General features: G+C 52.9%; 15 protein-coding genes and 1 pseudogene. 11 read left to right on the top strand and 5 right to left on the bottom strand.

Annotated elements, in window-relative coordinates; all coding sequences use genetic code 11:
* The 3 genes and pseudogenes from IPI86_RS07325 to IPI86_RS07315 all read right to left on the bottom strand — a co-directional run.
* Window positions 1-612: pseudogene (locus IPI86_RS07325) on the bottom strand (ferrichrome ABC transporter permease); the annotation flags it as partial.
* Window positions 613-744: 132 nt separating this feature from the next.
* On the bottom strand, window positions 745-1,161 hold the full coding sequence (locus IPI86_RS07320) for a ubiquinol-cytochrome c reductase iron-sulfur subunit (RefSeq protein ID WP_345297340.1): 417 nt from the start codon (window positions 1,159-1,161) through the stop codon (window positions 745-747).
* A 3-nt stretch (window positions 1,162-1,164) separates the two neighbouring features.
* On the bottom strand, window positions 1,165-2,970 hold the full coding sequence (locus IPI86_RS07315; protein ID WP_345297339.1) for a cytochrome b N-terminal domain-containing protein: 1,806 nt from the start codon (window positions 2,968-2,970) through the stop codon (window positions 1,165-1,167).
* Between the two features lie 20 nt (window positions 2,971-2,990).
* Here IPI86_RS07315 and IPI86_RS07310 point away from each other — a divergent pair, with 20 nt between their 5' ends.
* The 7 genes from IPI86_RS07310 to IPI86_RS07280 all read left to right on the top strand — a co-directional run bounded on the left by IPI86_RS07310 (window position 2,991) and on the right by IPI86_RS07280 (window position 8,200).
* Window positions 2,991-3,587, top strand: coding sequence for a dual specificity protein phosphatase (locus IPI86_RS07310; protein ID WP_345297338.1), 597 nt, complete (start codon window positions 2,991-2,993; stop codon window positions 3,585-3,587).
* A gap of 252 nt (window positions 3,588-3,839) precedes the next feature.
* The gene (locus IPI86_RS07305) at window positions 3,840-4,547 is read left to right on the top strand and encodes a hypothetical protein (RefSeq protein WP_345297337.1); all 708 of its coding nucleotides are present in this window, start codon (window positions 3,840-3,842) and stop codon (window positions 4,545-4,547) included.
* Window positions 4,548-4,725: 178 nt separating this feature from the next.
* Complete coding sequence (locus IPI86_RS07300; RefSeq protein ID WP_345297336.1) at window positions 4,726-6,087, top strand: PAS domain S-box protein; 1,362 nt, start codon at window positions 4,726-4,728, stop codon at window positions 6,085-6,087.
* Window positions 6,088-6,192: 105 nt separating this feature from the next.
* Window positions 6,193-6,699 (top strand): PAS domain-containing protein, encoded by a 507-nt coding sequence (locus IPI86_RS07295; protein WP_345297335.1) that lies wholly within the window; start codon window positions 6,193-6,195, stop codon window positions 6,697-6,699.
* On the top strand, window positions 6,612-6,998 hold the full coding sequence (locus IPI86_RS07290) for a PAS domain-containing protein (protein WP_345297334.1): 387 nt from the start codon (window positions 6,612-6,614) through the stop codon (window positions 6,996-6,998). Before IPI86_RS07295 ends, IPI86_RS07290 begins: the two co-directional genes overlap by 88 nt.
* On the top strand, window positions 6,934-7,773 hold the full coding sequence (locus IPI86_RS07285; RefSeq protein WP_345297333.1) for a PAS domain S-box protein: 840 nt from the start codon (window positions 6,934-6,936) through the stop codon (window positions 7,771-7,773). Before IPI86_RS07290 ends, IPI86_RS07285 begins: the two co-directional genes overlap by 65 nt.
* 79 nt (window positions 7,774-7,852) lie before the next feature.
* Complete coding sequence (locus IPI86_RS07280; protein WP_345297332.1) at window positions 7,853-8,200, top strand: GGDEF domain-containing protein; 348 nt, start codon at window positions 7,853-7,855, stop codon at window positions 8,198-8,200.
* Between the two features lie 6 nt (window positions 8,201-8,206).
* Here IPI86_RS07280 and IPI86_RS07275 read toward each other — a convergent pair whose 3' ends face one another.
* The gene (locus IPI86_RS07275; protein WP_345297331.1) at window positions 8,207-9,958 is read right to left on the bottom strand and encodes an ABC transporter ATP-binding protein; all 1,752 of its coding nucleotides are present in this window, start codon (window positions 9,956-9,958) and stop codon (window positions 8,207-8,209) included.
* A complete protein-coding gene (locus tag IPI86_RS07270) occupies window positions 9,955-11,694 on the bottom strand; it encodes an ABC transporter ATP-binding protein (RefSeq protein WP_345297330.1) in 1,740 nt (579 codons plus the stop codon). Before IPI86_RS07270 ends, IPI86_RS07275 begins: the two co-directional genes overlap by 4 nt.
* A gap of 112 nt (window positions 11,695-11,806) precedes the next feature.
* Between IPI86_RS07270 and IPI86_RS07265 the strand changes: the two genes are divergently transcribed.
* From IPI86_RS07265 to IPI86_RS07250, 4 genes are all read left to right on the top strand, one after another.
* Window positions 11,807-12,277 carry a GNAT family N-acetyltransferase gene (locus tag IPI86_RS07265; protein ID WP_345297329.1) on the top strand — a complete coding sequence of 157 codons (471 nt, stop codon included), beginning with the start codon at window positions 11,807-11,809 and terminating at the stop codon, window positions 12,275-12,277.
* A gap of 4 nt (window positions 12,278-12,281) precedes the next feature.
* Window positions 12,282-12,749, top strand: a complete 468-nt coding sequence (locus IPI86_RS07260; RefSeq protein WP_345297328.1) for a DUF3291 domain-containing protein — start codon at window positions 12,282-12,284, stop codon at window positions 12,747-12,749.
* A gap of 3 nt (window positions 12,750-12,752) precedes the next feature.
* Window positions 12,753-13,754, top strand: a complete 1,002-nt coding sequence (locus tag IPI86_RS07255) for a P1 family peptidase (RefSeq protein WP_345297327.1) — start codon at window positions 12,753-12,755, stop codon at window positions 13,752-13,754.
* 116 nt (window positions 13,755-13,870) lie between these two features.
* Window positions 13,871-14,998 carry a Yip1 family protein gene (locus IPI86_RS07250; RefSeq protein WP_345297326.1) on the top strand — a complete coding sequence of 376 codons (1,128 nt, stop codon included), beginning with the start codon at window positions 13,871-13,873 and terminating at the stop codon, window positions 14,996-14,998.
* The last annotated feature ends 36 nt before the right edge of the window (window positions 14,999-15,034 follow it).

Raw genomic sequence — 15,034 nt, 5'->3', positions numbered from 1 at the left:
GGACTTGATCTGAAGGCTGCGGATCGCCCCATAACCTGCCAGCAGTGCGAAAAGTAAATATCCAACCGACCACGCGATCCTCTGCGCATGAAGTGTCAATGCAGGTTCTACGATCAACAGGTAACTGAGGAGACCTAAAACAGACCCAGCATTCGACAAGGCATATAACACATACGGAGTACGATGCGGACAAGTACGGTGACACCAAGTCTGCATTAGGGTGCTGTTGGTTGCGAGGAGGAAAAACGGCAGGCCAATCGAAATCCCCAACAATTTGCAAATCTCCCAGATCGGGTTTGTAGTTGAGGATGACTGCTGATTCGGGTCGGGGATGATCGGCGATTTCCATATAAATCCCCAGATCAATATGGCGATCAGTGATACGGCTAACAATGCCACATGGATCATAACCCGCTTCCGATTTTGCCCGCGGCCAGCCAGCCAATAGGCATAAGCATAGCCGCCGGTGAGCAATATCTGGAAAAACATTAAAACCGTTGACCAGACGGCAGATGTCCCGCCAAACCAGGGCAGGATAAACCTGCCGACCATCGGTTCGATCTGAAATAACAAAAAAGCTGAAAGGAAAATGCTCACAGCAAAATAAGCCAAGGCAACTCCGCTATGGGTGTGAAAACATTATGCTCGAATTCGGTCTCTGCCATAACCACTTTCTACTGTACAACCTGCAAAGCGGCATTGCGCGTGACAAAAATACAACATCTCCTTCCACCCAAGGACGATCTAATTCATAAACAAAATCAAATTCCCCGTTTCACTTACTTCAACGCGCAATTTTTTCAGCGGCGTGTTCGAAGGTCCGCGCGCCACGTAGCCTGCGGTATCGTATTTCGAGCCATGACATGGACATTCGTATCCGCTGTCCTTTTGCTCCACCGTGCAGCCAAGGTGCGTACACACCATGCTAAACGCCTGCCAGCCGTCGTTATCATGGATCAACACGGCAGGGATGTGCATGAGCAGAGTACGCGACCCCGGGGGAAAATCCGTTGCGAGGCCAAGGTCATATTCAGAGGGTGGTGCGGGGTCCATGTCGAAGGATAGGAAGCGGATGAGCCCGCCCAGGCCGAGCAATCCGCTCAGACCTAACAGAGAGTTGCTTGCCAGTTTCAGAAAATCTCGTCGGGAAGGTTTTTTCATGGTTTATTGAGAAATGGAAAGCGCGGTCAGCGCCATGATGATGACCGAGATGAGGATGAAGATCAATTGCACACGCTGACCGCTGCGCGGGAACCAGCGTCCAAGCTCGGTTTGTTGGATGTCTTTGAAAAGGTAGGGCATCGCGCCGATAAAGAGGATGACTCCCAAAGGCAAAAGGATTCCCAACAGGAAGGGGTCACCCAATTTAAGTAATTGCTGCACCCACAGGAAGAACCACGGAGCGCTTGAATCGGCATCCACGATGGTGGCTCCGCGCATCGGAGCGGCGATGGGCGCAGGCACGAGGATCGAAAAAACGACGAGGAGGACGCCGCCGAAGAACATTCCCAGAATCTCACGGCGTAATAATTCGGCACGCGTGATCCGCGCCGAGTCCTCACGTTGACCTGCTGGCGCAGCGGCGATGCCGCCATCACGGCGCACGCGGAATAAATGCCAGATCATCACCACCGCACCCGTCAGCGAAAGCACAAAGATATGCCACGAGTAAAAGCGGATCAGCGCAGCGGGCCCAGGCTCACTGCCGCCAAGCACGAATTCATAAAGTTGATTTCCAATCCATGGAATGGATTTGAGCAGATTCGTCCCCGCAGTCAATGCCCAACGGATACCCTCGTCCCAGCGCAGGACGTAGCCCGTGAAATCCAGCAACAGGATAAAAACGAGAAGCCCCAGCCCGAGCAGGAAGTTGAATTTCCGCTGCGCGCTGTAGGCTCCCGTAAAAATGATCCGCGCAAGATGGATCAACGCAACGAGCACCAACAACTGCGCCGACCAGTAATGCAGGTTCCGCACAAGCGCGCCAAACGGGACAAAGCTTGTGATGGTCTCAACTGAAATGGCCGCTTTCTCCGGTGTCGGGATGTAATAGAACATTTCCAGCAAACCAGTCAGCACTAAAACCAGCGAAAGGAAAACTGCGGCTCCGCCTGCGCCCAATGTGTATCGCCAGCGCGCCTGCATGGCGGGAATCGTCGGGGGATGTAAATGGGCGAAGAAACTCGGTCGGGCCGCTGAACCAGGTATCGGGTTGGATATCGATGCGTTTTCATTTCCAGCAAATGCATCACGGGCGACCAATCCGATCATGGCGAAAATCACTGTCCCCAAAAAAATAAAAATAGCGGTGTTCGTGTTTTGCGGGGTTGTCACCTTTCGATGAACAGGCACAGCCGAGGCATTGGTTTCATTTAACACCAGGCCATCGGGCAGGCTGCCTTTCAACTTTAACAGATACGCAGTGACCTGCCACGCTTTTTCAGGGCCAAGTGAGCGCGGATTCCACCACGGCATCATCTCAACCACATAATCATACAATTGCTGCGCATTTTGAAAACGTCCCAACGAACCCGCCATGCTCAAAGCGGGGAAGACAAGTGTCTTCGGAATCTCGAACCCATGCGGCGGATGATCCTTGCCATGACAACCCGATTGCCAGCAATTGCCGTCTTCCTTATAAGCACCCAACCGCCATTCATCTGTGAGTCCCTGACCGCGATCTCCATGACAGGCAATACAAACGCCCCAGAAAATCAACTGACCTTCATCGACCTGCGAAAGAATCGCGGGGACGTTGGGACGATCCAAACGGCTTGCATCGAAAGTTGGCGTTGGGCTGGGCGAAATCGTTGGCGTCATGCCAACTTGAATGGATCGAGAGGCATTCACGCTATCCGTCAAAAGGAAACCTGTGCTCAACAGCAGGGCAATTCCCATTGCGATCAAAATAAGACGCGCAAATCTCATGGGATGTTGTTTATTTTTATGATGTGAGGTGGGCTGCATCATGTTTAAATATTTCCAGAAGTATGGCCCCATATCCATACGATTTTCGCCGTTACTTTAGCATGATTCTCTTTCCCCTCAACAGTGACGAACATCCTAAGAATGTAATGGCGGGAGATGCGTTTTCGATTCACGGTTTCTTCACAGCAATCACTTGTGATACCATTTCACGCATGAATTTTTCCCCCATCACCGATGACCTCTTCATCGGCACCACACCCTCAGCAGAGGATTACAACCACTTGCGCGGACTCGGCGTGCGCCTCGTCATCAACATGCGCGTGGAATATCGCCCGCGCAAAGACCCGCATCCGACTCCCCTCGAACTGCTCTGGCTTCCAACATTTGACTCTCCCCTCGTGCCGATTCCCATGCGCGCCCTGCACCGCGGAGCAAAAGCCGCACTCGCAACGATCCGAAGCGGCGGCAAGGTCTACGCCCATTGCGCAGGCGGAGTCCACCGCGGGGTGACGATGGGCGCCTGCATCCTCATCGCGCAGGGATATACGCCGCAGGCCGCGATGGAATTGATCAAGGCAAAACGTCTGCTGGCAGACCCGTTCGTGTTCTACATCCGTTCGCGCATCCTGAAATTTGCGAATCAATGGGATGGCAGGTAAAAACAGCGGTCTGTTGCAAATCAATTTTCGGAAAGCAATCCTTGACTAGGCACATCAACTAATATATATTCTTTTTCAACTCCGCCCCACACAAGCAATTTAAGTGTTCCATTTTTAGTTAATTCTGTAATCATTCCTCATTAACGCGGCGGGAAAATCCAAAACTTGATTCGCCAAAGTCAATTTATATTGGCTTTATTTGTGGCATCTCATGAGGGCCGCAAGTCGGGTGAATTCGCAAGGATGGTTTCGATGCAACAAAAGCCTCCCCGAAAAACCGCACCTGAGCCGGTGCAGGGCGCGCTCAGTCACAGTCACGAACTGCTGTTGGCGCTTGCTCCAATCCATTCAACAGGCTCCAGCCGAAGACTTTTTCACGCTGTCGGGAACATCAAACGCTGGGAAGTCGTGATGATGGTCAACAAGGCCAGCTCACTTTCCATTGCCTACACATCCTATTCCCCCAACCTGATCCGCAAAGCTGAAAAAATAACCGGGCTATTATTGAAGGATCATCCCATCCCGTTTTCCTCCAATACGGTCTATGGGCAGGCTATGGATGGCGGAAAAGCCATGTTTGTCCAATCGGTCAAACAGGCAATCGTCGAGATCGTCCCAAGATCCATCAGCGCACTCACCGACACCTTGATCAGCACGTTCAAACTCGGTCCGGGCATTCTCGCACCGTTGCGCGTGGAGAATGAGACCCTGGGATTGCTAAAGGTAAACGGCAAGTTCATCGATGAAAACGATATACCGGTCATGGAATCTTTTGCAGGACAGATCGCAACTGGGCTGTATAACTTGCGATTGATGCAAAAGCTACAGGATGAATTGTCCGCGCGCAGAAGTGTGGAAGAATCGCTAAAACACAGCCGCGACCTGCTGCATTATCGCCGCCCAATCGATACAAGCCCTACCCCAAGATATACCCTTCCAGATCAAGGCCCTGGGCTTTGAAGCAACCATCCTCACCATCGACAGCAGTCACGAGAATCTTTGCCATAGCTACACAACACTCTCTAATGACATTATCCAGAATGCTGAAAAACTGGCGGGAGTATCAGCGCAAGGATATTGCTGGTCCATTGAAGCAGGCGGCACCTACAGCCGAATCATCGCCTCGGGCAAATCAGAATTGATCAACAAAGCAGAAGAACTCTTCACAGAAGCGATCCCCAAATACATGCGCCCGTTGGCCGGTCCAATGAAAATCCTGGGGATCAGTCAGGGCATCATCGCCCCTTTGCGTGTGGATGAAGAAGACCTGGGTTTGCTGGTCGTATTTGGCAGTGAAGCCATCAGCAGTGAAGATGAGCCCGCAATTGATTCCTTTGCCGGGCAAGTCGCCATCAGCCTGAGAAATGCCCGCCTCGCCAAACAAGTCGAGATCGAACTGGTGGAACGAAGGCTGGCTGAAGAGGCTGTGCGGCGGACCGAGAATCATTTCAGGGCACTGATCGAGAAAGCCCCCGATGGAATTACCCTGGTGGGAGTGGATGGAAAAATAAAATACACCAGCCCATCTGCCAGGAAAATGTTTGGCTACGACCTGGATGATGATATCAACGAGAGCCCACTGGAACATATTCACCCCGACGACCTCTCCTCCGTTCTCAAGGCGATGAACGATCTGATTCAAGACCCTGCCTGCATCCCCACGCTGGAGTATCGCTACAAGCATAAAAACAGCACCTATTATTGGGTGGAAAGCACCTTGAGCAATCAACTAGCTGAACCAAGTGTGCAGGCGGTTGTGATCAACTTCCGCAATATTACCGAACGAAAGCTCATCGAAAAAACATTATTCGAAAGTGAAAGATACTACCGCGCGCTGATCGAAAACGCGTCAGACGGCATCCTTGCCGTAGACACAGAGGCAAGGATCATCTACGAAAGCCCATCCGTCGCACACCTGCTGGGATACGAACCCTATACCCTGATCGGAACAAACGCCCTCGACTTGATCCACCCGACCTTAATTGCCAAGCATCATAGTGGGCTTGAACACACCACTTGTCCACCCGGCAACGCCTCGCCATCAAAATGGAAGTGGCGCTATTTCGAGATACTCAGTCATTATTTGACGAACGACCCTGTCATCAAAGGCGTCATCATCAACGGTCGTGACATCACCGAACGCAAACAAATGGAAGGCGCGCTCAAAGCAAGTGAGAATCGTTATCGTATCCTGTACGAAGATAATCCGTCCAGACTTTACACAAAGCAGACGAACGTGGTTTCGGTAAACAAATTCGGCGCCGAACAACTGGGATACACAGCAAACGAATTAATAGGTTGTTCGCTGTTCGATATTTTCCACACGGAGGATCGCGCGCTCGTCCGCGAGCGATTTACAGCCTGCCTGCAAAATATGGAACAAAGCATACAAACAGAGGCCAGAAAGATCTGTAAAGACGGCACGATCTTGTGGGTGAGAGAATCTGCGCGCGGCGTGCACGATAGTCATGGTCAGGGTGGTCATTCTTATCACCTGTAATGACATCACCCAACGTAAACAGGCGGAGGAGGCCCAGCGCGCCAGCGAAGAAAAAGCAAACTCCCTGTATCAGCTCATCGCCTATACACCCACCTCTGGCAAAAGATGAATGGACGTTATCTCTTTGCGAACAAGGCGAGTGTCGAAAAATTGTTGATTGCAAAAGACACCGATGAACCCATCGGTCAAACCGACCTGTATTTTGCCCTGCGTCAAAGAGCTGCTCACCCCGAAAATCCAAACTGGCATACCTTTGGCGAACTTTGCCTCGGCTCGGATGCCATCATCCATGCCAGTCAACGCCCGCAGCGATTTGAAGAGTACGGAAATATCAAAGGAGAATTCCTGTTCCTGGATGTTTACAAAGCGCCATTTCTGGATGAACAGGGTAACATGATCGGCACTGTGGGCATCGGTCGCGATGTAACCTATGAAAAGAAACTGGAAACTGAACACAAGCAGGTCCAGGAGCTCTGGCCGCGTCCGAAGCGGAACTTCGCGCTCTTTTCGCATCGATTCAGGATATGGTGCTGGTCATCAACCGGGATGGGGTCTATACCCGAATTCCCCCCACCCGCCCGGGCAAGTACTACATCTCTCCTGAAAAAGTGATCGGTAAACACCTACAGGATTTTTTTCCACATGAAAGGGTAAAACAAATCCTCGAAGTGATGGAAAAGGTCCTGACGACAAAACAAACTCTGAATATCGAGTATCCGATCCTTATTGATGAACAGACGCCCTGGTTCGAAGCATCCATTTCGCCGATGGGTGAAGATGCCACACTTTGGGTGGCGCGGGATATCAGCGAAAGAAAACGGGTCGAAGCCAAACTTCAACTATTAATTGCCGCCCTCGAAGCCGCCGCCAATCATCATCACCACAGGCCATTATGGGCCAACTCCTCCTAAGCTTACAGGTTTCGATCCTGCTGAAGTCATCGGAAAGAATTCAGGGGAACTCCTGAAATCGGGATATCAGGATCAGGAATTCTATAGAAGCCTCTGGAATACGATCCTCTCTGGAAAGGTCTGGCACAATGAATTGATCAACCGCCGCAAGGATGGCACCCTTTACTTCGAGGAAATGACCATTACCCCATTAGGCAATTCTCAAAGTGAGATCAGCCACTTTATTGCCGTCAAGCAGGATATTACTGAGCGCAAACAGGCGGAATCGGCCCTTATTCAATCAGAGCAGGCGTATCGAATGTTATTCGAAAATATGCCCATCGGCCTTTACCGCACCTCGATCGACGGGAATATTCTGGAGGTCAACCCTGAACTGATTCGCATGTTTGGATTCCCAGACCGCGCCACCCTGCTGGCGAAAAGGGCCGAAGAACTTTATGTAAATACTGCTTTTAACGACAGATTCAAAACTGAAATCCAAAAGAGCAATGTCCTGTCTGCGTTCGAAGCCGAATTCCGCCGTTATGACCATACAACCTTCTGGGCTGAGGACTATGTTCACATCATCTATGACGAATCGGGGAATGCGTTGTATTACGAAGGCAGCTTGATCAATATCACCGAGCGCAAACATGCGGAAGACGACCTGCGCCGCGCGAACAAGTCATTGGAGGCCACTCAAAGTGAACTCCAGCAAATGCTTGCATATGAACAGATATTGGCGCGCACCAGGTCTGGCCGGTGTACAACCCCCATTTTTGAGCTTGCACCCTAATCAATCTACCCCCGCACCGCACCCCTGATCATTCTTTTTGATGTAGATGGTTTTAAACAGGCCAACGACACCTTCGGGCATGACATGGGCGATAGAATCCTCGCCCAGATCGCACAGGTCGCTGCAAGTCCGCGATGTGGATATCCTGGCACGCTATGGAGGTGATGAATTTATCATCCTGCTGCCACAAACCGATGCACGGCTCGCCTTCATTGTTGCAGAGCGCATTCGTGAAAGCGCGGCTTCCATCGAAGTGGAAACAGAGAATCACGAACTGTTGCAAGTCACATTAAGTATTGGCGTCGCTGAGTTCGTCAACTCACCGACATACAAATCGATCGAAGACATCATCCGCCATGCGGATCAGGCGCTTTATATGGCAAAGAAAAGCGGACGCAACCACACCTACGTTTACTCGGAGGAGTAGATCGAATCAAGAGGTTTGCTGTTCCCACAAACTCTGCATTTCAGGCGAAGTCTTTAACAGGTCGGCGAGCGTGCCTTCAGCCTCCACCCTGCCATCTTTCAAAACAACAATGTGATCTGCCTGCCGATATGCCGCACGGCGATGTGACACCACCAGGCAGGTGGTATCGCGCATGCCTGCGAGTCGCTGCCAGAGTTTTTCCTCGGTCTCCACATCCAGTGCACTGGAAAGGTCATCCATCACCAGCAGATCGGGCTGACGCACGAACATGCGCGCCGCGGCGGCGCGTTGCATTTGTCCACCAGAGAGGCGCACCCCTTTCGGCCCAATGACCGTTTCCAACCCGTCGGGCATTTGTGCAAGATCCTGCTCGAAAACGGAGAGACGAATCGCTTCGGTCAACACGGCGGGGTCTTCCTTCAAGCCAAGCAAAATATTTTCACGCAATGTCCCGCTGAACAGCCACGGCACTTGAGAAATATAAGCACAGCGCGGCGGCACAAAAAACGTAGCGGGGTCATTCACCTGCTCCCCATTCCATTCGATGCGGCCTTCATCACGAGGCAGCAAGCCCAATAGAACGCGCAGCAGAGTCGTCTTGCCTGAGGCCACCCTGCCTGTGACGACTGTGAACGAACCACGCGCCAGCGACAGATTGACCCGTTCCAAACCACGCCCGGAACTGGGATGGCGATATGAAATGCCTCTCGCCTCGAGTCTCTGCAAGGACGCTGAATCAGGTTCAGGGTCCAGAACAAGAGGCGTGCTCGAATTTAAATCCAAAGGCCTGTGGGCTACGATCCGCTCCGGGGGCAGGCCGCTGACCAGTTCGATCATCCGCTCGAAAGAAACCCCCGCCTGACGATATTGCGCGAGGAAACGCCCGAAGAATTGCGTGAACTCGGTGACAAAGCCAAGGTAATAAACGAAGAGCGCGAAATCGCCGAGGGGCAGGTGCGCATCGAGCGAGGAAACAGAAAGCAGAAGGATGACGCCCGTGCCAAGGTTGACGGCACTGGCGCTGACTGAATCGAGCAGTTGGGTCATCAGGCGGTCTTTGAGCATGGCGGAGCGTCGAATGTTTCCGAGGCTGCTGTAATGCGCGATGACATGGTCTTCTGCGCCTGCCACCTTGATGGATTGCACCGCATCGAACATCTCGCTGATGGCGCTGGTCACCCGCCCCGTGGCCTCGCGGCTTGTTTTACGCAAGTGATGGATGCGTGTGGCCGCCATTTGCGAAAGAGCAATGACACCGATGAGAGGGACAAATACGAACAGCGTGATGCGTGCGCTGATGCTCAACAAAATGCCGATGGAAACGATCGCGAACGAACCCATGCCAATGGCATCCAATGTCCAGCTGATGGCGTCTTCGGCGTAGTTGGCATCTTCACGCAGGCGGCTGAGGGCATCGCCCGGCGTGTGTTTCAAAGCCGATGCGCCCGGCTGCTCGAGAATGGATGCCAGAATATTGCGGCGCAGCAATGCGCTCATGGTAAAGCGGTGACGTTGGTCTACAAAGATACCGCCGATGAAAAGCCCGCCGCGCCCAACGGCTGTGACGATCAATAAAAGGATGAGAGTCCACACAGTGGAGGCTGGGGTTGTTTCAGCGCCGAACACATTGAAGAAACGTTGAATGATGAGGCCGGGGATCAACGGCGCGAGATGGATCAATGTCCACAACACAGCATTGACCGTGTACAACCACGGACGATAGCGGATCATCTCCCAAAGGATGCGATGGGTTTTCATGCCAGCATTTCCTCCAGACCCGTTTTGAGCAGGGCCGAAAAACGCGAAGCAGGATTGGCGAGCAGTTCCCGCCGCAATCCAATTTCCTGAATTGCGCCGCTTTCGAGGATCATGATCATGTCCGCTTTTTGTACGGTGTGCAGACGATGCGCGATGATGATGCCCGTGCGTCCTTTCAGAAGGCGCGCCGTGGCACGGTCGATCAAGGCTTCGGTGGCAAGGTCAAGGCGCGAAGTGGCTTCATCGAGGATGACCAGCCCCGGGTCACGCAAGGCGACGCGCGCAAAATTCAAAAGTTGGGCCTGCCCCGCCGAGAGTCCTCCGCCCGGGCCGAGTTCTGTATCCAATCCATGCGGCAGGGAATCGAACCAGCTTGAAAGCTCGAATTCATAAATGGCCGCTAATATCTTTTCATCGCGAATGGCTGGGTCAAAGAGTGTGAAGTTTTCGCGGACGGTCGCACCGAACACTTGAACTTCCTGCGGCACCAGCCCTACACGGCGCGTCAGGTCTGCGAGTTTGGCGGCACTGGTTGGCACACCGCCCAAAAGGATCTGCCCGGAGCTTGGGTCGTATAAGCGGAGCAGCAGCCGTGCCATGGTGCTTTTTCCACTGCCGGTGCGGCCCAGCAAGCCCAGCACCTTGCCCGCCTCCAAATGAAAATCGATTCCACTCAATGCGGTTGCTTCGTCGCCATAACTGAACATGACATTGTTGAATTTCACCGCCAGCGCACCTTGTGAGGCAAGCGGACGGTCTCCATCTTGAATATTCGATTTCAAGGCGAACAATTCACGCACCCGCTCAATGCTGGCACTGGCACGCTGCAAGTCTTCCATTTGAGCGCGCACCTGCTCGATGGGCTGGCGCATCATCTCGGTGTAATTGAAAATGAGATAGACCGTCCCTGCCGTGATGGCACCCGCCGACCACAGCAAGTAGCCAAGCCCAAAAGAAAAGCCTGTGCCAAAGGTGAAAAGCAGGAGCGTGGTGGTCCAAATCATGCTGAAGGCGACCATAGCCTTGCGGCGCAGGGGAAACCAGGCGCGCAAAATTTCATCGAAGCGAACCAAAATATAACCAACCGCACCGCTGGCACGGATATCCTCGGTGCCATGCAGAGTCTCGCCGAGAAAACCAAAAGCCTCGGCTGATTTCTGGCGCAATGCCAGCCAGCGCGGCACACCGATTTGGCGAACGCGCAGCATGGCGTAAATGGCAAGCCCCGCGAAAATAGAAAGCCCCACCCCGGCGCGCCAATCTTCGCGGAAGAGCATCACCAGCACACCGACGATGAGCACGGCATTGGCAATGACCCGCACGATGAATTGGGAAAAGAAATTGGAAAGCGCATCCACATCCCCTTCGACGCGCTCGATCAAACTCCCTGACGAATGCTTCTGGTGAAAAGACATATCCAACCGCAGGCAGTGTGCCGCCAAATCCACACGTAGGAGGTTGGTCGCTGTCCACGCGACGCGCTCGCTCATGTACGTGGCGACGGTGGCAGTCACTTGCGTGACAAGCACCATCACAAAGAACACGGTAGCTGTACGCACGAGCAGGTCATAATCTCCGCCTGAAAGCGCCAGATCAATGAAATCACGGAGCACACGCGGGGTGAAGAGTTGCAAACCAATCCCCACACACAAGATCACAACCAATCCCAACACCTGCAAACGCTGCGGTCTCAGATAGGTGGATAACAAATCCCAATACTCGCGGATCGATTTCACAGGGTCACACTCCTCTTGTCAAATGGGTCGTTTAATCATAAGCGATTTCAAGAATCACTGTGCTTGACCATGCCTATTGAAAACCGTACAATCAACCCCGGAGATAATGCCAGTGAGCACAAATCAATTTCATCTGCGCCGCGCCTGCATGGAAGACGCGCCCGCCGTCACGGAATGTGTGCACAATGCATTTCGGCATTACATCGAACGCATCGGTCGGGAACCTGGTCCCATGCGTATGGATTATGCATATGAGATCCGTGAGCATCAGGTCTGGGTCGTGGAGCAAAATGGAAGGGTCATCGGCGCGCTTGTGATGTGCATCAAAGAAGAGGGATTCCTGCTGGATGTCATCGCAGTGGAACCATTTCATCAAGGAACGGGCGTCGGCAGACTCATGCTTGAATTCGCAGAAGCCGAAGCACAGCGCCAAGGATTCGACAGCATCTACCTATACACCCACGAAAAGATGACCGAGAACCAAGCCTTGTATAAGATCATCGGCTACGTTGAATATGACCGCCGTTTCGAGGCGGGGCTTGCGCGGGTGTACATGCGCAAACAGCTTAAACAGAAAGGATGAACGAATGAGCAAATTTCACATCGCGCAAGTCAATATTGGGCGCAGCAAGGCAGCCCCGCAAGACCCCATCATGGCGGGTTTCATGTCGCGCCTCGATGAGATCAACGCCATCGCCGATACAAGTCCGGGCTTCGTTTGGCGGCTGCAAACCGCCGAAGGCAATGCCACCGATCTCCGCCCTTATGAAGACGAACGCATTCTCGTCAACATGTCGGTTTGGGAATCGATCGAGCAATTGAAGCAATATGTTTATAAAACGACGCATGCCGATCTTTTACGTCAACGGCAGGCATGGTTCGAGAAATTTTCAGGTTCCTATACCGCCCTGTGGTGGATTCCAAAGGGTCACGTACCAACTGTCGATGAGGCAAAGAAGCGGCTGGCTCATTTGGAGTCGCATGGCCCAACGCCGTTCGCATTCACATTCAAGGAATCTTTTCCCGCCGATGAGCAGTTCATCAAAGAAGAATAAGCCATGAAGCGAAACAATGCGATCACCGATGTGCGCGGCATCGAAGTTGGACACGCGCAAAATGAAGAAGCCCTCACGGGCTGCACGGTCATCCTTTGCCGCAAAGGCGCAGTGGCGGGTGTGGATGTGCGCGGCGGCGCGCCCGGCACACGCGAGACCGATCTGCTTGACCCCGTCAACCTTGTTGAGAAAATCCACGCGATCGTGTTGGCGGGCGGCTCTGCTTATGGATTGGATGCGGCCAGCGGTGTGATGCGTTATCTCGAAGAACAGAAGATCGGATTCAACACCGGCGCCGCCAAAGTGCCGATCGTCCCTGCGGCGATCTTGTATGACTTGAATCTCGGTCGCGCCGACGTTCGGCCTGATTCAGCGATGGGAGCATCAGCCGCCGCTGCGGCACGCGGTTTTACGTCTGCTCCGCCTGCTGAAGGCAATGTGGGCGCAGGGACGGGCGCATCGGTCGGCAAGATGTTCGGCGCGGCATTGGCGATGAAGTCCGGGCTGGGCACCGCAAGTGTGGAGATCGGCGGCGGTGTGATCGTCGGCGCCATTGTGGCGGTCAATGCCTGGGGCGATGTCATCGACCCGAAATCAGGTGAGATCATCGCCGGGCTTCGCTCTGGAAAAATCGGACCATTGAGGATCGGCGGCAAGGATCAATTCGCCGACACGCTTGCGATGATGAAAAAGATGATCGGCCGCGGCGTCCTCGGGCTGGCAAGCCGCAGCAACACGGTCATCGGGGTTGTGGCCACCAACGCAAAGTTGACCAAAGCCCAGGCAACAAAAGTTGCGCGAATGGCACAAGACGGCCTCGCGCGCACCGTCCGCCCTGCCCACACCATGCTCGATGGCGATGTCATCTTCGCGCTTTCAACAGGCACAAAAAAAGCCGACGTTTCAACCGTCGGCGCATTTGCGGCGGAGGCAATGTCAGAAGCGATCATCCGTGCCGTGAAAGCGGCCAAGTCCGCTGGCGGATTGCCGGGACTGAAAAGATAAAATCGGATTTATACTAGGCAGCATCTATATTACAGGTATCTCGCAAACTGAATCTGTGAGCATTTTTTATTCGTTGACTACATAACCCTACGCACGTTCATTTTCCATGAGGTCTTATGTCAAGTCTAAACAATGCAATCCAGTTAATTCGTGAGGGGCGGAAAGAGGAAGCGCGGAAAATCCTCGAGTTGATTCTAAGGTCAGAACCTGGGAATATTCAGGCGTGGTTTTGGTCTGTGGAGACCTATTCCTCCCTTGAAAAACGCATTCAGGTTTTGGAGATCTGCCTGGAGATGAACCCCGGTAATGCGCAGGCCATGCAGGCCCTGCAAAAATTGCGCAGCCAGCGGCCTCCACAAGCCTCGTTTTCACCGCCTCCCGCCCAACAGCCATCTCAATCATATTCCGCGCCGCCCAGAGACGAACCTCGAAAACCCGCCGTCCCTTCGTATGAGCCTGTCTATTACGACGAGAAGCCAAAAACTTCCTCATCCTCTCATCCCTATTTCGATGACGCACCGCCCGTCGAATCAGACAGTTATTCCTACTCATCCTCCCCACAGAAAAAAGACACCATCAGCTATTCAGATACCTTCTCGCTCACGAAACCCAAGCCAGTGAGAAAGTCCTATACATTTTATGAAGCATGGGCAGCCGTACTGCTGATGAAAGGAGGGAACTCCTACGAGGATATCCTCGATGACCCCGAAGCTGGAACAGGCCGCGCCTTTGAGTGGGTGGCGTACGCCAGCATTATCAGCGGATTGTTCTTTCCGTTTACGCTCATGGCTAATCCACAATTCGCCGAATTAAAGGCGATGCCGGAATTCAATAGATTCTTCGGAAGCTTTGAATCTGTCACATTGACCGTGATCCTGTCTCTGGCAATGGCTGTGCTGTCGCCCCTTTTCAGCGTGATCGGGCTTGCCATCAGCGCATGGTTTCAGAATTTGATCGCCGCTTTTATGGGCGGACACGGAGATTTCGGCCGCACGATCTATGCGTTGTCGGCTTATCTGGCTCCGTTGACAATTCTGGTTGCTGTCATTGGCATTGTCCCCATCGTCGGTCAATGTTTCACCAGCGTGGTTGGCATTTACAGCCTAGTTTTGAACATTCGCGCATTACAGGCGGCTCATTCACTGACGACCGGAAAAGCGATTGGGGTCATTTTCCTTCCCAGCATTTTTCTGATGGTCTTCGCATGTTTTCTATTTTTCGTCGTGGGCGTCTTCGGGCAATAGAAGCAGTCCCATCAAACAGTTTATACTAACTTCAGA

This window comes from Candidatus Villigracilis affinis, assembly GCF_016705895.1.
Classification (GTDB): domain Bacteria; phylum Chloroflexota; class Anaerolineae; order Anaerolineales; family Villigracilaceae; genus Villigracilis; species Villigracilis affinis.
Note: the sequence above shows the minus strand (reverse complement) of the source record. Positions and strands in the feature narration are given on the sequence as shown.